The sequence below is a fragment of the Sphingomonas sp. PP-CC-3A-396 genome (genome assembly GCF_004343105.1).
In the GTDB taxonomy this organism is placed as follows: Bacteria; Pseudomonadota; Alphaproteobacteria; order Sphingomonadales; family Sphingomonadaceae; genus Sphingomonas.
In genome coordinates this window covers 74,081-90,985 of record NZ_SLYF01000010.1, presented here as the reverse complement: position 1 = coordinate 90,985, position 16,905 = coordinate 74,081, and the positions used below count along the sequence as shown (strand labels likewise).

Here is a 16,905-nt window from a genome sequence, read left to right as displayed (position 1 = left end):
ACAATCAGGAGAGCCATCATGGCAAGTCCCATCGCCGCGGTTGCGGACACGGATGCCGCGCGCATCGACGATCGGCCCGCCCGCTGGGGCGCGGTATATGCAATGGCGCTGTGCAGCTTCGTGCTGATCGCGTCCGAGTTCATGCCGGTCAGCCTGCTGAGCCCGATCGCACACACGCTGAATCTGACCGAGGGCAAGGCCGGACAGGCGATTTCCATATCCGGGCTGTTCGCGGTCATCACTAGCCTGTCGCTGTCCTCCGTACTGGGGAAAACGGACCGTCGGATCGTGCTGCTCGTCCTGACCAGCCTGCTGGTGGTCTCCGGTGCCATCGTCGCGTTTGCGCCGACCTATCTGGTCTTCATGGCCGGCCGCGCGCTGCTCGGTATCGCCATCGGCGGGTTCTGGTCGATGTCGGCTGCGATCGCCATGCGACTGGTGCCGAGCCACGCGGTCCCCAAAGCGCTCGCGGTCATCAGTGGCGGCAATGCACTGGCCACCGTGCTCGCGGCGCCGCTGGGCAGTTTCGTCGGCAGCCTGATCGGGTGGCGCGGCGCATTCTTCTGCGTGGTACCGGTCGCCGTCGCGGCCGTGATCTGGCAGGCGCTGACGCTGCCACCGCTTCCGGTTGCAGAACGACAGAGCGCCCGCGGCATGTTCGCCCTGCTGCGCCGGTCGCCCGTGGTATTCGGCCTGCTGACCGTCGCGATGCTGTTCGTCGGGCAGTTCGCGCTGTTCACCTATCTCCGCCCGTTCCTCGAGCAGGTGACGCATGTCTCGCCGGCCATGCTGTCGATCATGCTGCTCATTCTCGGCGTATCCGGATTCATCGGCACCGTCCTGATCGGGCGGGTGCTGAACGGGGGCCTGTTCCTCACCCTTGCCGTGCTGCCAGCGTTGATGGCGGCAACGGCGGCGGCACTGACGGTGCTTGGTACGTCCGTCGTGGCGGTCGGAATATTGCTTGCGGTTTGGGGTTTCGCAGGCACGTCCGCGCCGGTGGCGTGGTGGACATGGCTGGCGCGCACGGTGCCCGACGAGGCCGAGGCTGGCGGCGGGCTGATGGTGGCGATCGTGCAGCTCGCGATTACGCTGGGCGCGACGATGGGCGGCATCGTCTTCGATGCAGCGGGTCCGCGCGCCGAGTTTCTCGCCAGCGCCGGCCTTCTTGCGATTGCAGCACTCGCCGCGGTCGCGATCGGCCGAGCCGATCGTCGCCCCGCCGCCCCTGCCCAAGCCGTAGCGGCATGAAGCAGGCGCTGGCGATCCTGCGCTTCCTGCGCGACTGTGACGAACGGGGAGAGCGGGCCGCGCTGGTGACGCTGACCGACGTCACCGGCAGCGCGGCCCGCGCGCCGGGCGAGCATATGGCGGTGGCCGAAAGCGGACGGTCGCTGGGCTCGTTTTCCGGTGGGTGCGTGGAAGCCGCCGTGATCGCAGAGGCGCAGGAGGCCCTTGCCGAAGGGCGCGCACGTCACGTGCGCTATGGCGACGGTTCGCGCTACATCGACATTCGGCTGCCCTGCGGCGGGGGCATCGACCTGCTGTTCACGCCGACACCGGATCGTCGGCAGATCGATCGCGCCATCGCCATTCTGGAACGGCGCGAGCCGGTCGTGCTCCACCTCTCGCTCGACGGGACTATCATTGCCGCTTGGTCTCGCGACGGTGATCGCACGCGGTGGCTCGATACGATTTTCAGCGTACGTCACGATCCGGTCCTTCGGCTGGTCGTCATGGGACATGGCGCAGAGCCCGCCGCGATGCTCGACATCGCCCACGCCTATGGCGCCGACGCGACGCTGTTGAGCCCCCAGGCCTCGCTCGTCGAGGACACACGGCGGCAGGGACGATCCGCGGATCTTCTCCGGTTCGTCGGCCGCGTGGACGGATTGGCGATCGATCCCTGGACCGCGGTCGTGACGCTGTTCCACGATCACGACTGGGAGACGCCACTCCTGCTCCAGGTCCTGGAGCAACGCCCGTTCTTCATCGGCGCGATGGGCAGCATGAAAACGCATATCGAGCGTCAGCGGCGCCTTCTGGAAGCATGGGCGGAGCGCGATGATATCGCGCGGGTTGTCGGCCCCGTCGGTCTGATCAAGGCGACACGCGATCCCCAGACGCTAGCGCTCTCGATCATGGCGCAATTGGTCCAGGCCTATGAAGCGACAACGGCGCTCGAAAAGCCTCGCCCGGAGAGTTGGGCCATGAGCCATCCTCATGGTTTCATTGAACATCATGCACGCTCCAAACGGCACGGCGACGCGTTACAGTCCGAGACAATCGTTGATGTAGATCAGACAGTTACCGCGGACGCGCGGTACGGCAGCAAGAGAGATGAAGCCCATGCCCAGCATATCTGAAGTAGAGCTTTCGCGCCGTGGGCTCCTCGCGGGCAGCGCGGCGACAGCCGTGATCGCCGCATCGCCGGCCGGCGCCGTCGCGACGACGCCGCCCCAGGCTAGCGCCACGCCGACCATGCCGGCGCGGTTCAAGGTCAATGGTGAGAAGCGCGAGCTCAGCCTCGATCCGCGGACGACCCTGCTCGACGCGCTGCGCGAACACCTGCACCTGACGGGCACCAAGAAGGGCTGCGATCATGGCCAGTGCGGCGCCTGCACCGTGATGGTCGATGGGGTCCGCATCAATTCCTGCCTGAGCCTCGCGGTGATGCACGAAGGCGACGAGATCACGACGATCGAGGGCCTCGGCACGCCGGACAAGCTGCACCCGATGCAGGCGGCCTTCATCAAGCATGACGGCTATCAATGCGGCTATTGCACGCCGGGTCAGATCTGCTCGGCCGTCGCGGTCCTCGACGAGATCAAGCGTGGCGTGCCCAGCCATGCGCAGGGCGACCTGATGACCAAGCCGACCGCGACGAACGTCGAGATGCGCGAGCGCATGAGCGGCAACATCTGCCGCTGCGGTGCCTATTCCAACATCGCCGAGGCCATGGCCGAAGTCGCGGGAGCAAAAGCATGAGAGCTTTCACCTATGAGCGCGCGAAGGATGCGAGCGCCGCGGCGCGCGCGGTCGCCGGCAACCCGGCGGCCAAGTTCATCGCCGGCGGGACCAACCTGCTCGACCTGATGAAGATCGAGGTCGAGACGCCGACGCATCTCGTCGACGTGCAGGATCTCGGTTTCGACAAGATCGAGGCGACGCGTGAAGGCGGGCTGCGCATCGGCGCACTGGTGACCAACACTAACCTCGCCGCCGACGAGCGGGTTATGCGCGATTACGGCGTGCTGACGCGCGCGATCGTCGCGGGGGCATCGGGCCAGTTGCGTAACAAGGCGTCGACCGCCGGCAATCTGCTCCAGCGCACGCGATGCCCGTATTTCTACGACACCAACATGGCGTGCAACAAGCGCAAGCCGGGTTCGGGCTGCGCCGCGATCGGCGGATACTCGCGCCAGTTGGGCGTCATCGGCGTCAGCGACAGCTGCATCGCGACGTTCCCGGGTGACATGGCCGTGGCGATGCGCGTGCTGGATGCGGTGGTCGAGACGGTCGATGCGACCGGCCAGCGCCGGTCGATCGCGATCGCCGACTTCCACCGGCTATGGGGTGACACGCCCGAGCAGGATACCGTGCTGAAGCAGGGCGAACTGATCACCGCGGTGACGTTGCCCAAGCCGCTAGGTGGCAAGCATTTCTACGAGAAGGTGCGCGATCGTGCGTCCTACGCCTACGCGCTGGTGTCAGTGGCGGCGGTGATCCAGCCAGACGGTACCGGGCGCGTCGCGTTCGGCGGCGTGGCCCCCCGCCCCTGGCGTGTCGAGGCAGCGGACGCGCTGCTGCCACGCGGTGCCGCCGCGGTGACCGCGCGTGCGTTCCAGGGCGCGACGCCGACCAAGGACAACGCGTTCAAGCTCCCGCTTGCCACCCGCGCACTGGCCTCGGTCATCGCCGAAGCGAAGGCATAATCGCATGAAGTTCGATACACCCGCCGTCGCCAACCCGATCGACCGGATGAAGGTTGTCGGGCGCGCGCATACCCGCATCGACGGCCCGCTCAAGACGACCGGGCTGGCGCCCTATGCCTATGAGCATCATCGCGAGATCGAGAACGCCGCTTATGGCTATGCCGTAGGCACAGCCGTCGCCAAGGGCCGCATCAACGCGATCGACACGGTCGCGGCGAAGGCTGCACCGGGCGTAATCGCGATCGTCACCGCCGCGGATGTGGGCAAGCTTGGCAAGGGTAAGTTCAACACCGTCAAGCTACTCGCCGGGCCGGACGTCGATCATTATCACCAGGCAGTGGCGGTCGTCGTCGCCGAGACGTTCGAGCAGGCCCGCGCCGCGGCCGGCTTGGTCCGCGTCGATTATGCGCGCGGCAAGGGCAGGTTCGATCTGGATGCGGCGTTGAAGACGGCGCCGCTGACCGACGCGGACAAGCCCGGCAAGGGCGAAGACCGGGTCGGCACGTTCGAAACCGCCTTCGCATCCGCGCCGGTCAAGCTCGATGCGCACTATACCACGCCGGATCACAGCCATGCGATGATGGAGCCGTTCGCCTCGATCGCCGCCTGGAACGGCGACGCGCTGACGGTGTGGACGTCGAACCAGATGATCGACTGGGGTCGCACCGATCTCGCCACCACGCTGAACATGCCGAAGGAGAAGGTCACCTTCCTTTCGCCCTATGTCGGCGGCGGTTTTGGCGGGAAGCTGTTCCTGCGCAGCGATGCGGTCCTCGCGGCGCTCGGCGCGAAGGCGGCAGGGCGTCCGGTCAAGCTGGCGATGAGCCGGCCGTTCATGGCCAACAACACGACGCATCGGCCGGCGACGCGCCAGCGCATCCGCATCGGCGCAGCGAAGGACGGCACGATCACCGCGATCGCGCATGAGAGCGGCTCGGGCGACCAGCCGAACGGCAGTCCGGAAGCGGCAGTCCTGCAGACGAACCTGCTCTATGCTGGCGCGAACCGCCTGACGTCGATGCGCCTCGCGGTGCTCGACCTGCCCGAGGGCAACGCGATGCGCGCGCCGGGCGAAGCGCCGGGCCTGATGGCGCTTGAGATCGCGATGGACGAGATGGCGGAAAAGCTCCGCATGGATCCGATCGCCTTCCGCGTGAAGAACGACACGCAGGTCGATCCGAAGGATCCCAAGCGACGCTTCTCGCAGCGTGAGCTGGTCCGCTGCCTGACCGAGGGTGCACAGCAGTTCGGCTGGTCGCGTCGCAACGCGCAGCCCGGCCAGGTTCGCGACGGGCGCTGGCTGGTCGGGATGGGCGTGGCATCCGCGTTCCGTAATCACATGAACATGACGTCGGGTGCTCGCGTCCGGCTCGGCAATGACGGCATCGTCACCGTCGAGACCGACATGACCGACATCGGCACCGGCAGCTACACGATCATCGCGCAGACCGCGGCGGAGATGATGGGCGTCCCCCTCGACGCGGTCGTCGTCAAGCTCGGCAGCTCGGCATTCCCGGTCTCCGCCGGGTCGGGCGGCCAGTTCGGCGCCGCCAACGCGACGGCGGGGGTGTATGCGGCGTGCGTCAAGCTGCGCGAGGCCGTCGCCCAGCGTCTCGGCTATAATTCGGCCGATGCGGTGTTCGACGGCGGCAAGGTCACGAGCGGCAATCGCTCGGCCGACCTTCGCCAAGCCGCCTCCTCAGGCGAGTTGGTTGCCGAGGACAAGATCGAATATGGCGATCTCGACAAGAGCTGGCAGCTGTCAACCTTCGGCGCACACTTCGTCGAGGTCGGCGTCGATAGCTATACGGGCGCGACCCGCCTGCGTCGCATGCTGGCGGTCTGCGCATCCGGGCGGATCATCAATCCGACCTCGGCGCGTAGCCAGGTGATCGGCGCGATGACGATGGGTGTCGGCTCAGCGTTGATGGAGGAACTGGCGGTCGACAAGCGCTTCGGCTTCTTCGTCAACCACGACCTGGCCAGCTACGAGGTGCCGGTCCACGCCGACATCCCGCACCAGGACGTGATCTTGCTCGACGAGGCCGACGACAAGGCCAATCCGATGAAGGCTAAGGGCATCGGCGAGCTCGGCCTGTGCGGCGTCGGCGCGGCGGTAGCGAACGCCATGTACAACGCGACGGGCGTCCGCCTTCGCGATTATCCACTGACCCTCGACAAGCATTTCGATCGGCTGCCGGCGGTGGCGTGAGCCACGCCGCACTGGTCGAATGTGCTCTAGGGCGAATGGGAGACAAGATGATGATACCCGAAAAGACCGCCCTGTTGCTGATCGAGTACCAGAACGACTTCGTCAGCGAAGGCGGCGCCCAGCATGATGCGGTGAAGGCGGTGATGGCCGACACCGACATGCTGGCGCACAGCCGGGCGGTCGTCGAACGAGCGCGCGCGCAGGGCGTGACCGTGATGCACGCGCCAATCACCTTTGCGGAGGGTTATCCGGAGATCCCGTCCGATCCTTACGGTATCCTCGCCGGCATCAAGCAGGCTAACGCGTTCCGGAAAGACAGCTGGGGCGCGGCGATTGCCGATGCGATGGCACCGGTCGACGGCGACATCGTGATCGAGGGCAAGCGGGGCCTCGATTGCTTCGCGAGCACCAATATCGACTTCATCCTGCGTCAGCGTGGCATCACCGATCTGGCGATCGCCGGGTTCCTGACAAATTGCTGCGTCGAATCGACCATGCGCTCGGCGTACGAACGCGGCTTTCGCGTTGTCACGCTGACCGACTGCACGGCGACGCTGAGCCCCGAAGAGGAGCACGCTGCGGTCACGAAGAACTTCCCGATGTTCTCCAAGCCGATGACGCACGACCAGTTCCTGGCCGATCTGGAGACGAGTGCATGAAGTTCGACACGCCTGCGGGCACGACTCCAATCGACCGCCTGACCGTGGTTGGACGCGCACACACGCGCGTCGAAGGTCCCCTGAAGACGACCGGCACGGCACGCTACGCCGCCGAGCATCACGATTTCGCGCCAGATGCGGCCCATGGCTACATCCTGGGTGCAGCGATCGGCAAGGGACGCATCGACCGCATCGATACCGCGGCGGCACATGCCGCGCCCGGCGTCCGTGCGATCGTCACCTATGAAAATTCGGGCCCGATCGGCAAGGGCGAGTTCTACACCCAGCGCATTCTGGCCGGCCCGATGGTCGATCATTATCATCAGGCGGTCGCGGTCGTCGTCGCCGACACCTTCGAACAGGCGCGCGCGGCGGCGTCGCTGATCCGCGTCACGTATGCGCGCGGGAAGGGGCGCTTCGATCTGGCCGCGCAAAAATCATCGGCCCCGATCGCGCCGGAGGAACCGTTCGGTGGCTCGACGAACGCGTCGGTCGGCAACTTCGCAAGCGCGTTTGCCAGCGCGCCGGTCAAGGTCGACGAATCTTATACGGTCCCCGATCAGGCGCATGCGATGATGGAACCCCATGCGAGTATTGCGCGGTGGGATGGTGACAAGCTCACCTGCTGGACGTCGATTCAGGCGATGAACTGGGGCTGTCGCGACCTGGGCCTCATCATCGGCACGCCAAAAGAAAATATCCGCCTGCATTCCCCCTTCATCGGCGGCGGCTTTGGCGGCAAGGGCACGACGCAGAGCGATCTGGCACTCGCGGCGATCGCCGCGCGGGTATCGGGCCGTCCGGTCAAGGTCGTGCTGCAACGCCCGCTGATGTTCAACAATACCATTCACCGCCCCAAGACGATCCAGCGCGTTCGACTGGGCGCCGGCAAGGACGGCCGTCTCGTTGCCATCGGTCACGATAGCTGGTCGGGCAACCTGGCGGGTGGCCGCACCGAGCCCACCAACCTGCCGACGCAGTTGATGTATGCCGGCGAGAACCGCCAGTTGCGGCGCTATCTCAGCCCTCTCGATCTCGCCGAGGGCAACGCCATGCGCGCGCCGGGCGAGGCCCCGGGGATGATGGCGCTGGAAGTCGCGATGGACGAGCTTGCGGAAAAGCTCGAAATGGATCCGGTCGCTCTGCGGATCGCTAACGACACGCAGGTCGACCCTTCGAAGCCCGAGCGCAAATTCTCCACCCGGCCGTTCGTGCAGTGCCTGAAAGAGGGCGCGGACCGGTTCGGCTGGAATGCGCGGGTCGCCAAACCCGGCAGCCGTCGCGAAGGCAAGTGGCTGATCGGCATGGGCGTCGCCAGCGCGATCCGTGGAGCACCGATCATGAAGGCCGGCGCCCGCGTGCGACTGGGCAAGGACGGACACGTCACGGTCGAGACCGACATGACCGACATCGGCCAGGGCAGCTACACGATTGTCGCGCAGACCGCCGCCGAGATGATGGGCGTTCCGCTCGAACGGGTGACCGCCAAGCTCGGCGATTCCACCTTCCCCGAAACACCCGGCTCGGGCGGCCAGGCGGGTGCCGCGTCGGCTGCGGCTGGCGTATATGCCGCGTGCGCGAAGCTGCGCGAATTGGTGGCGCAGCGGATGGGCTTCAACACGACCGACGTGACGTTCGCGGACGGGCGCGTCAGTTCGGCGGGCCGTTCGGTCCCGCTGGCCGATGCCGCCAGGGACGGCGAGATCGTCGCCGAGGATGTCATGGAATTTGGCGACCTGAACAAGGAGTATGCGCAGCAGACCGTCGGCGCGCATTTTGCCGAGGTTGGAGTGGATGCCTATACCGGCGCGGTCCGCGTCCGACGGATGCTGGCGGTCTGCGCCGCCGGGCGTATACTCAACCCGATCACGGCGCGCAGCCAGGTGATCGGGGGGATGACGATGGGGATCGGCGCCGCACTGATGGAGGAAATGGCCGTCGACACCCGCTTCGGCTTCTTCGTCAATCACGACCTTGCCGGCTACGAGGTGCCCGTCCACGCCGACGTCCCGCATCTCGAGGCGCATTTCATCGACGAGGTCGATGCGACGATGTCGCCGTTGAAGGCAAAGGGGGTCGGCGAGCTGGGTTTGGTCGGCGTCGCGCCGGCGATCGCCAACGCGGTGTACAACGCGACCGGCGTTCGGGTGCGCGAATATCCGGTGACGCTCGACAAGCACTTCGCAGGCCTGCCGGAAATCGCGTGACGCGACAGATCTGCAGCTGCGTTGCGAGGGGCGCGGCTGCGGTCGTCCACGCCGGTACGCTATAGCGTGCACGCAGCCGCCATCGCGTCAATGTTCGGTTCGAGCACCCGGCGTGAAGCCGTTGGCTGAAGCGGCGTAGGCAATGGCGAAGGCGACGCCCAGCAAGGCCAGCATCGCGGGGAAAAACGCAACGACACCTGCGCTGCGATAGATCAGCGCGCCGACCGCGCCGCCGCACGCGATGCTCACGTTCCAGACCGTCGTCAGCATGGCGCCGACGATATCGACGCCCTCGCCCGCCGCGTCGGAGGCCGCCGTCTGGATCGAGGTCGCAGCCCCGCCGAACGTCAGGCCCCACAGGACGACGCCGACAAGGATGACGCTGTTGCTGTGCGGCAGAAAGCCGAGCACCGCAGTCGCAGCGGCGAACACCGCGAGGCTGGCGAGGACGTGGAGGCGCAGGTGGCGGTCCACAGCGGCACCCGCGATCCAGATCCCTGCGAGCGCGGCGCATCCGAACACCAGCAGGAGCAAGCTCACCCGGCTACCGTCGCCGGCCCATTCCGCGTACGGCGCGACATAGGTGTAGAGGATGTAATGCGCCGTCACCCAAGCGAACGCGGTGGCAAGGATCGGCGCCACGCCCGGCATCCGCAGCACGGCCAGGTTCGAAAGCTTGCGCTCGGGCGGCTGGCCGGCGCTGTCCGGCATCTTCCACGCGACCGCCCCGGCCAGGCATAGCGCGAGCGCGGCTAGCACCAGGAACGCGATCCGCCAGCCGATCGCCCCGCCCGCGAACGTGCCCAGCGGCACGCCGACCGACAGCGCCAGCGGGGTGCCGATCATCGCCAGTGCGAGCGCGCGGCCCTTCAACCGATCCACTACCAACCGGCGCGCATAGCCTCCGAGGATGCCCCAGCCGAGCCCGGCGGAAACGCCCGCCGCAAACCGCGCGACGAGCGTTACCGCATAGCTGTGGGAGAGCGCGGTCACGACATCGAACACCAGCAGGCCGAAGATTGCCGCGAGCAGGAGTGGCTTGCGCGCATAGCTCTGCGTGACACTGACGAGCGGAATGGCCGCCATCACCGATCCGACGGCATAGACCGTCACCATCTGGCCGGCGAGCGCGCGCGAAATGTTCAGATCATCGGCGACCTGGGGCAACAGACCTGCGGGGAGCGTCTCGGTCACGATCGCGGTGAACCCGGTCAGCGCGAGCAGGATGAGCGCGCCAACGGGGAGCGTATCGCGCTCGGCGCGCGCCTGTGGTTCGATATCCAAGACTTCACCTTTGTGCGATCGCCGGACGAGCGACGTGCCCGATCGATGGGAGAAGACTGTCCTACGATCCGCCCGCGCAATCGCGGCATGGCGGCTGCTCAACGCCCGGATGAGCAGGCGTCATGACGGCCGTTACGTGGCGCGGACACCGTCGCACGCTGAGCGCCGCTCATCATGGCATCAACGCAAGACCGTGTTGTTCGGGTCGGGGGCGGCGGTTAGATCAAGATAGACACACGTGCCGGCCGAGGATCGCCGCGCTTGAAGCCGCCCTTGCCGATACGCTGGCGACCAAACCGCGACGCCACGGCTTGCTGCTTCAGCTTGGCGATGATCCGGCGGTCGCGTGCCATGCGGGCGTAAGGGGAAGGTGACGATGCGCGCTATCGAGGCAGGACGCCCCCTTCTCTGTCTGTTGGCTCTGCTGACGGCATGCGGCCAACCAGCAGCGACCGCGAAGGCAAGCAACGCCTTGATATCCTATGCAAACAGCGCGCGAGAGACACGAACAATGACGACTATCGAAATCGATGCCGGGACGCGTCAGTGGACTGCGCAGATTGCGGACTCCCCCTCGGCACGCGATTTCCTCGCGCAGCTGCCGCTCGACCTGACGCTGACCGATTATGCAGCGACGGAAAAGGTCGCCACTTTGCCCCGACCGCTGACCCGCGACGGCGCCCCGGCCGCGGTCACGCCGCGCGCCGGAGAGATCGGCTATTACGCGCCATGGGGGAACATCGCGCTTTACCACAAGGACGGCCCGCACTCTCCCGGCCTCGTGATCCTCGGTCGGATCGACGGCCCTTACGCCGATCTCGCGAGCCCCGGTGCCGTGAAGGTTACAATTCGACAGCGCGTCGCTCCTCCGACCGAACGCTGATCCTTCGAGGGAGGACGCCCCTGCCGATCCCGCAGTCGCCCGTCGATCGCTTGCGAGGCTAAACCATAGAGCCCAGGATACACTATGCCGACCAGCCGATCCGATCTCGCCGACCTGACCTACTTCCTGGCAATCTCCCGACATCGAAGTTTCAGGCTCGCCGGGCTCGAACTCGGGGTCAGCGCATCGGCGCTCAGCCATGCCTTGAAGGGGCTCGAGGCACGGCTCGGCGTCCGCCTCCTCCACCGCACGAACCGGAGCGTCACCCTGACTGCCGCTGGCGAGGAGTTGCGAGACAAGGTGGCTGAGCCGTTCGGCACGATCGATCAGGCTGTCGAGAGCCTCAACCGCTATCGCGACGCGCCAACCGGGCGGGTTCGTCTGAACGTCGCCGCCGAAGCGGCGCCCTTATTGCTCGCGCCGGTCATGCCGATCTTCATCGATCGGTATCCCGATATCGAGATCGACATCGCCGCGCGGGACCAGATGACCGACGTCATCGAAGATGGCTTCGACGCCGGGATCCGTTACGCCGGAACGGTGCCCGAGGACATGGTGGCGCAACGTCTTTCGGGCGAGCTTCGCTGGATAGTCGTCGCATCCCCCGCCTATCTCGAGAAGTTCGGCGTTCCGCAGCACCCGTCGGATTTGGAACACCACCATTGTCTCGGCGTCCGCCTCGGAAATGCGCATATCTACCGCTGGGAATTCGAAGGCCCCGAGGGCGAATTCTCGGTCCCCGTCGCGAGCAAGGTCCTCGTCAACGGGGGGCGCGCGATGCTGGCCATGGCGCTCGCGGGGACCGGACTTATGTACGGCATGGAGGCAACCTTCGCCCCCTATATCGCGCGCGGAGAACTACGCCCGGTGCTAGAGGACTGGTCAACGATGGGCCCGGCATACCACATCTATTATTCCAGCCGTCGCCAAGTGCCGACTGGCCTGAAACTTTTGATCGAACTCATTCGCGAGTTGCGTCCGCTAGGCCTTTAGACACGCGAATTGGAAATGCGCATGCAACGTCGGCGCTCATCGCGAACTGCTCGTACCATCGGTTGTCGTAGACATGCGCCATACGCTCCTTGGCATCGAAGACCCAGAAGCAGACGTCCCCGCCCCCTTCCCAGCTTCCCAACTTCGGCCGCTCGTTCATCTCCGCGTTACGACTGCTTTTGGCACCTGACCCTGCGATTTCGAATGTCGCGATTGGGCGATAGTTTAGGAAGCAGGCTGTCCAAGTCCGAGTTTTGTGCCCGATGAGCTGCGGACGGCTTTTGGAAAAGGCTCAGGCACGGGATGAGCGGCGACGCTATGTCGAACCGTAGGTGCCAATCCGGATTCCTCATTCCACAAAACCAGGACTGTAGCGATCGGTGCGGCGGTGAGGATCAGCAGGAAAAGGCCCATCAGCCATTCGTTGGTCTCTAGCGGCTTTGAGAGGCTACCGCCGGGCTGCATCGAGGGGCTAGGTCGCATCGCGCGCCTGCCGGCTTTCCTGGGGTGAAACGGTCGGTCCGCGGTCGCTCGGTGGGCAGACGGCCTGATCTGCGACCGATCATAGGCGGCGCGTGCTTCCTTCTTTCCCAAAACGGAATACGCCTCGTTGATCGCTTTCGCACGAGCAGAAACATCCACACCATGATTGGCATCGGGGTGATATTGACGGAGCAGCGCTTTCCACGCGGCGTGGATAGTGACGCGACTTGCCGTCGAGGGAACACCTAAAACAGAATAATAGTCGGGTGAGACAGCCATTTAGCCGTTACTTGCGGCGAAAACGCGAAAAAGGAAAGGCCGCCTGGCGCGTGATCTTAACCGGACGTTCTCAGTGATGCAAAGGGCGGCTTTAGGCGCCAACGGTCAGATGGCTACCATTCCCATCCGCAACTTCGTGCTTTTGACGACACCACGCCGCCTCCCCCACCGGCGCTGACCCACATCCGCCGTTTAGCTCATCTTGATCGCCTTCCCCTCTCGGACATTCGCTCAGATGAGGCTTTCAACTCATATCGCGCATCATCGCCCTCGCATCCCGTCCCGCTAAACCCCACCTTAGGCCTGCCAGTCGACACAGGAGCTTGCCCCCGTGTTCATCGCCATGAACCGATTTCAGGTGATCCCCGGTGAGGAGGGGGCGTTCGAGCGGGTCTGGCTGTCGCGCGACTCGTACCTTGCCGGCGTCCCGGGTTTCGTCGAGTTCCACATGCTGCGCGGGCCCGCGGCCGACGATCACGTCCTCTATTCGTCGCATACCGTTTGGCTGTCGCGCGGGGACTTCGAAAACTGGACTCGGTCCGAGGCGTTTCGCGCGGCCCATCGCGGCGCAGGCGACCACAAGCCGTTGTACCTGGCGCCGCCTCGCTTCGAAGGCTTCGACGTCATCCAAACCGTCACGACATCGTGACGGTCACCCGACGTCCGACGTTCGCCAGCCGCTTCGAGCAGGCGATCGACAACGTCGTCGGCGCAATTGCCTCGCCGATCGTCACCGGCATCGCCGCGTTCAACAAGCGCCGCCTGCCGCCCCGCGATGCGCCGCACCCGTTGCTTACGGGCATCCACGAGCCGATGACTGAGGAACTGACCCTCACCGACCTTGCCGTCGAGGGTATCATCCCGCTTGAGCTTGACGGCCGCTACGTTCGTATCGGACCAAACCCCGCCGACGCCGACCCACGCTCTTACCACTTCTTCACGGGCGATGGGATGCTGCACGGCATCCGGCTCGAGGACGGGCAAGCCCGGTGGTACCGGAATCGCTGGATCCGCTCGACCGATGTCGCGGCGGCCAGGCATGTGCCGGCGGCTCCAGGGCCACGGCACATCTTCGACACCGTCAACACTAGCGTACTGGACCATGCCGGCAGTGGATGGGCGCTGGTAGAAGCCGGCAGTACGCCGGTCCGCTTCGACGAGCATTTGGAGACGCAGCGCTACGACGATTTCGGCGGCACCCTGCCCGGCTCGTTCACCGCCCATCCGCGCCGCGACCCGGCGACCGGCGAGTTGCACGCGCTGTGTTACGAGGCGACCGATCCCAAGCGCATTCGCTACAACGTCGTCGATGTCGCCGGCCGGGTACGACGATCGGTGACGATCCCGGTGTCGCACGGGCCGCTGATCCACGACTGCGCGATCACGCAGCGCTACGTCGTCGTCATGGACCTGCCGCTTACCCTGTCGATGCGCACTGTGCTGGCGGGGCATGGGTTTCCCTATCGGTGGAACGAGAAGCATCCGGCCCGGATCGGGCTGCTGCCGCGCGACGGTGAGGCGGAGGAAATCCGGTGGTTCCCGCTCGATCCGTGCTTCGTGTTCCACACTGCCAACGCGCATGATCTGCCGAACGGGAGCGTGGCGCTCGACGTGGTCGCGTACGACCGCATGTTCGCTAGCGACAATCTGGCACCGGACGAGCAGCCGCGCGGCCTCGAGCGATGGACGATCGACCCTTTGACTGGATCGGTGGACCAGCGCGCGATCGACCCCTCGCCGCAGGAACTGCCGACGATAGACGAGCGTCGCAATGGCCGCCCTTACCGCCATATCTATGCGCTCGGGCTGCCCGAACAGATGACGGAAACGCTGGTTGGCGAGGCGCCGCTCATCAAGCATGATTTAGAAGATGACACGCGACGACTGCACGAGTTCGGACCGGGACGCATCGCGGGCGAGTTCGTGTTCGTGCCGCGCTCGCCGGACTCTGGCGAGGATGATGGCTGGCTCGTCGGGCTCGTGATCGACGCCGGTGGGCACACCACCGCGCTGGAGATACTGGATGCGCGGAACTTCGAGGCACCGCCCGTGGCATCCGTCCGTATTCCGCATTGTGTGCCGCCAGGCATCCATGGCGCATGGCTGAAGTAACCTGATCCACGCAGCCGCCGCGCATTCGTTCAGCCTGACACTCGACCCACAAGCGGACACTCACGAGCCATTTCCTCTTTCCCCATGTCTGCCGTTCGTTGAGCTCCCAGCCTGCAGACGGGTCGCCGATTTTCGATCTCAAAGAGGCTTTGTACGCGCAAGCCATGCCGCCCAATGGTATTGCCTCAGGGAGACGAACTCGATCCCTCAGCGGAACGGAAGCCGATCAAAACGATTTAGTCCCGGCATGGAGTTCGGCTGGTCGGCACGCTCCACGGAGGCGTGATGAAGCAGCGAGACGATTGGCATCTGACGGAAGCGCTCGATTACGAGCACGGACGAGCGGACCCTTTTGCCGCGGCTGTTCGGGCTACCCGAATGCCTATGGTCATTACGGACCCCGCGCAGACCGATAACCCGATCGTCTTCTGCAACGAAGCCTTTCAAACGCTGTCGGGCTATGACCGAAGTGAAATCATCGGCCGTAACTGCCGCTTCCTGCAAGGTCCCGACACCGACCGAGAGCAGGTGGCTAAAGTGCGTCAGGCAATCGACGCCCAGACCGACATTGCCGTGGACCTTCTAAACTATCGGAAGGATGGATCTGCGTTCTGGAACGCATTGTATCTGAGTCCTGTACGCAACGACGCCGGTAAGGTTGTATTCTTCTTCGCCTCCCAGCTTGATGTTACTGACCGCGTCAAAGCGCAGACTATTATTTCAAAGCAGAAATTATTGGTCGAACAGGAGGTCGAGGCGCGCACGTCAGACCTGGAGGCCGCGTTAGATGCAAAAACTCTGCTGCTTCACGAAGTCGACCACCGGGTAAAGAACAACCTTACGATGATCGGTTCGCTCCTGCGTTTGCAGGCGCGTAGCATATCAGACCCGGCCGTTTCATCAAAACTTGAAACCATGCTCGAACGGGTTGATGCGCTGGCGACAGTGCATCGCCGTCTTTATCAGTCGGACGACGTCACCCGGTTCGACGTCGGGGCGTTTACCGAAAATCTAATAAGCGACGTCGTTGGTGCGAGCCGACGCGACGACATCAAGCTGGTTTCGAACATTTCGCAAATAGAGGTGCCGTCCAGTAAGGCGGCATCGCTTGGGTTGATCCTCAACGAAATAGCGACCAACGCCATCAAGCATGCATTTGCCGACGGGCGAGCGGGTACGATTTCCGTCCGCACCGCCCTAGAAGGCAATAATGCCCTGATCGAAATCACCGATGATGGGCATGGGCTTGCCAGCAATGACGTTCAGCCGGACGGCATTGGCAAAATGCTTATTTCCCGCCTCGCCAAGCAAGTCAGGGCCGACGTCGTATGGTCCGACGCCGCCCCCGGTGTTCGTGTATCTCTCTCATTCCCGGTGGACGATTAATGAGTGGACGTGCCAAACCGCCGTTGAATGTGCTGATCGTCGAGGACGAAGCTCTTTTGGCGATGGATATTGAAGCGATGATCGAAGACGCCGGTCACCGTGTCGTCGGCGAGGCCGCGTCTCTCTACGAAGTTGAAGACCTAGCAGGCGATCTCCACCCGGACCTGGCTTTTGTCGACATACAGCTTGCGAAAGGCACCAGCGGCCTGGATGTCTGTGCGTTGATCCGGAAGCGATGGACGGACGCGATAGTCGTCTTCGTCACTGCAAACCCACTCAAGATTCCAGCCGACTTTGCCGGTGGCCATGGCGTCATACCCAAGCCCTTCTCCCGGAATGGTCTGATGTCCGCAATGCGCTACATCGAAGAAGGTGTCTGCGATCCACCGCCCGTATCCCCGCAGCCAGCGAGCTTCATTGCGGCGCCCGCGTTTGCCGCAGAGTGGTCCCAGACCAGTCCCTGATTTCCGGG

16 protein-coding genes are annotated in these 16,905 nt (G+C 64.8%); 13 read left to right on the top strand and 3 right to left on the bottom strand.

The window, feature by feature from the left end; all coding sequences use genetic code 11:
- The first annotated feature begins 18 nt into the window (after window positions 1-18).
- From C8J40_RS18445 to paoC (C8J40_RS18415), 7 genes are read left to right on the top strand one after another with little or no spacing between them, the layout of a single operon-like run.
- Complete coding sequence (locus C8J40_RS18445; protein WP_132898249.1) at window positions 19-1,251, top strand: MFS transporter; 1,233 nt, start codon at window positions 19-21, stop codon at window positions 1,249-1,251.
- Window positions 1,248-2,366 carry an XdhC family protein gene (locus C8J40_RS18440; protein ID WP_056024456.1) on the top strand — a complete coding sequence of 373 codons (1,119 nt, stop codon included), beginning with the start codon at window positions 1,248-1,250 and terminating at the stop codon, window positions 2,364-2,366. The genes C8J40_RS18445 and C8J40_RS18440 overlap by 4 nt, the downstream gene beginning before the upstream one ends.
- On the top strand, window positions 2,350-2,988 hold the full coding sequence (paoA, locus tag C8J40_RS18435; RefSeq protein WP_132898248.1) for an aldehyde dehydrogenase iron-sulfur subunit PaoA: 639 nt from the start codon (window positions 2,350-2,352) through the stop codon (window positions 2,986-2,988). Before C8J40_RS18440 ends, paoA begins: the two co-directional genes overlap by 17 nt.
- Window positions 2,985-3,935: a xanthine dehydrogenase family protein subunit M gene (locus tag C8J40_RS18430; protein ID WP_132898247.1), complete on the top strand. Its 951-nt coding sequence runs from the start codon at window positions 2,985-2,987 to the stop codon at window positions 3,933-3,935. The genes paoA and C8J40_RS18430 overlap by 4 nt, the downstream gene beginning before the upstream one ends.
- Window positions 3,936-3,939: 4 nt before the next feature.
- Window positions 3,940-6,147: an aldehyde oxidoreductase molybdenum-binding subunit PaoC gene (gene paoC, locus C8J40_RS18425; protein WP_132898246.1), complete on the top strand. Its 2,208-nt coding sequence runs from the start codon at window positions 3,940-3,942 to the stop codon at window positions 6,145-6,147.
- A 50-nt stretch (window positions 6,148-6,197) separates the two neighbouring features.
- Entirely contained in the window at window positions 6,198-6,806 is a 609-nt protein-coding gene (locus C8J40_RS18420) for a cysteine hydrolase (protein ID WP_132898274.1), read from the top strand.
- On the top strand, window positions 6,803-9,013 hold the full coding sequence (gene paoC, locus C8J40_RS18415) for an aldehyde oxidoreductase molybdenum-binding subunit PaoC (RefSeq protein WP_132898245.1): 2,211 nt from the start codon (window positions 6,803-6,805) through the stop codon (window positions 9,011-9,013). Before C8J40_RS18420 ends, paoC (C8J40_RS18415) begins: the two co-directional genes overlap by 4 nt.
- Window positions 9,014-9,100: 87 nt before the next feature.
- Here the strand turns inward: paoC (C8J40_RS18415) and C8J40_RS18410 are convergent, their stop codons facing one another.
- On the bottom strand, window positions 9,101-10,297 hold the full coding sequence (locus C8J40_RS18410) for an MFS transporter (RefSeq protein WP_200912158.1): 1,197 nt from the start codon (window positions 10,295-10,297) through the stop codon (window positions 9,101-9,103).
- Between the two features lie 218 nt (window positions 10,298-10,515).
- Entirely contained in the window at window positions 10,516-10,650 is a 135-nt protein-coding gene (locus C8J40_RS20940; protein ID WP_261362621.1) for a hypothetical protein, read from the bottom strand.
- Window positions 10,651-10,808: 158 nt separating this feature from the next.
- On the opposite strand from C8J40_RS20940, the gene C8J40_RS18405 reads away from it, so the two are divergent.
- The gene (locus C8J40_RS18405; RefSeq protein WP_056024445.1) at window positions 10,809-11,180 is read left to right on the top strand and encodes a cyclophilin-like fold protein; all 372 of its coding nucleotides are present in this window, start codon (window positions 10,809-10,811) and stop codon (window positions 11,178-11,180) included.
- An 84-nt stretch (window positions 11,181-11,264) separates the two neighbouring features.
- The gene (locus C8J40_RS18400) at window positions 11,265-12,173 is read left to right on the top strand and encodes a LysR family transcriptional regulator (protein WP_132898244.1); all 909 of its coding nucleotides are present in this window, start codon (window positions 11,265-11,267) and stop codon (window positions 12,171-12,173) included.
- A gap of 225 nt (window positions 12,174-12,398) precedes the next feature.
- Here C8J40_RS18400 and C8J40_RS18395 read toward each other — a convergent pair whose 3' ends face one another.
- The gene (locus tag C8J40_RS18395) at window positions 12,399-12,935 is read right to left on the bottom strand and encodes a J domain-containing protein (protein ID WP_132898243.1); all 537 of its coding nucleotides are present in this window, start codon (window positions 12,933-12,935) and stop codon (window positions 12,399-12,401) included.
- Window positions 12,936-13,266: 331 nt separating this feature from the next.
- On the opposite strand from C8J40_RS18395, the gene C8J40_RS18390 reads away from it, so the two are divergent.
- From C8J40_RS18390 to C8J40_RS18375, 4 genes are all read left to right on the top strand, one after another.
- Window positions 13,267-13,584: an antibiotic biosynthesis monooxygenase gene (locus C8J40_RS18390; protein ID WP_132898242.1), complete on the top strand. Its 318-nt coding sequence runs from the start codon at window positions 13,267-13,269 to the stop codon at window positions 13,582-13,584.
- Window positions 13,581-15,047 (top strand): carotenoid oxygenase family protein, encoded by a 1,467-nt coding sequence (locus tag C8J40_RS18385; protein WP_243693489.1) that lies wholly within the window; start codon window positions 13,581-13,583, stop codon window positions 15,045-15,047. Before C8J40_RS18390 ends, C8J40_RS18385 begins: the two co-directional genes overlap by 4 nt.
- 285 nt (window positions 15,048-15,332) lie before the next feature.
- Window positions 15,333-16,433: a histidine kinase dimerization/phosphoacceptor domain -containing protein gene (locus tag C8J40_RS18380; protein ID WP_132898241.1), complete on the top strand. Its 1,101-nt coding sequence runs from the start codon at window positions 15,333-15,335 to the stop codon at window positions 16,431-16,433.
- Window positions 16,433-16,897 (top strand): response regulator, encoded by a 465-nt coding sequence (locus C8J40_RS18375; RefSeq protein ID WP_132898240.1) that lies wholly within the window; start codon window positions 16,433-16,435, stop codon window positions 16,895-16,897. The genes C8J40_RS18380 and C8J40_RS18375 overlap by 1 nt, the downstream gene beginning before the upstream one ends.
- Window positions 16,898-16,905 lie beyond the last annotated feature (8 nt).

What these genes read in the sequence shown, in the direction of transcription:
- C8J40_RS18445 (WP_132898249.1), top strand. Translation starts at nt 19, where the DNA reads ATGGCAAGTCCCATCGCCGCGGTTGCGGACACGGATGCCGCGCGCATC.
- C8J40_RS18440 (WP_056024456.1), top strand. Translation starts at nt 1,248, where the DNA reads ATGAAGCAGGCGCTGGCGATCCTGCGCTTCCTGCGCGACTGTGACGAA.
- paoA (WP_132898248.1), top strand. Translation starts at nt 2,350, where the DNA reads ATGCCCAGCATATCTGAAGTAGAGCTTTCGCGCCGTGGGCTCCTCGCG.
- C8J40_RS18430 (WP_132898247.1), top strand. Translation starts at nt 2,985, where the DNA reads ATGAGAGCTTTCACCTATGAGCGCGCGAAGGATGCGAGCGCCGCGGCG.
- paoC (WP_132898246.1), top strand. Translation starts at nt 3,940, where the DNA reads ATGAAGTTCGATACACCCGCCGTCGCCAACCCGATCGACCGGATGAAG.
- C8J40_RS18420 (WP_132898274.1), top strand. Translation starts at nt 6,198, where the DNA reads ATGATACCCGAAAAGACCGCCCTGTTGCTGATCGAGTACCAGAACGAC.
- paoC (WP_132898245.1), top strand. Translation starts at nt 6,803, where the DNA reads ATGAAGTTCGACACGCCTGCGGGCACGACTCCAATCGACCGCCTGACC.
- C8J40_RS20940 (WP_261362621.1), bottom strand. Translation starts at nt 10,650, where the DNA reads ATGGCACGCGACCGCCGGATCATCGCCAAGCTGAAGCAGCAAGCCGTG.
- C8J40_RS18405 (WP_056024445.1), top strand. Translation starts at nt 10,809, where the DNA reads ATGACGACTATCGAAATCGATGCCGGGACGCGTCAGTGGACTGCGCAG.
- C8J40_RS18400 (WP_132898244.1), top strand. Translation starts at nt 11,265, where the DNA reads ATGCCGACCAGCCGATCCGATCTCGCCGACCTGACCTACTTCCTGGCA.
- C8J40_RS18395 (WP_132898243.1), bottom strand. Translation starts at nt 12,935, where the DNA reads ATGGCTGTCTCACCCGACTATTATTCTGTTTTAGGTGTTCCCTCGACG.
- C8J40_RS18380 (WP_132898241.1), top strand. Translation starts at nt 15,333, where the DNA reads ATGAAGCAGCGAGACGATTGGCATCTGACGGAAGCGCTCGATTACGAG.
- C8J40_RS18375 (WP_132898240.1), top strand. Translation starts at nt 16,433, where the DNA reads ATGAGTGGACGTGCCAAACCGCCGTTGAATGTGCTGATCGTCGAGGAC.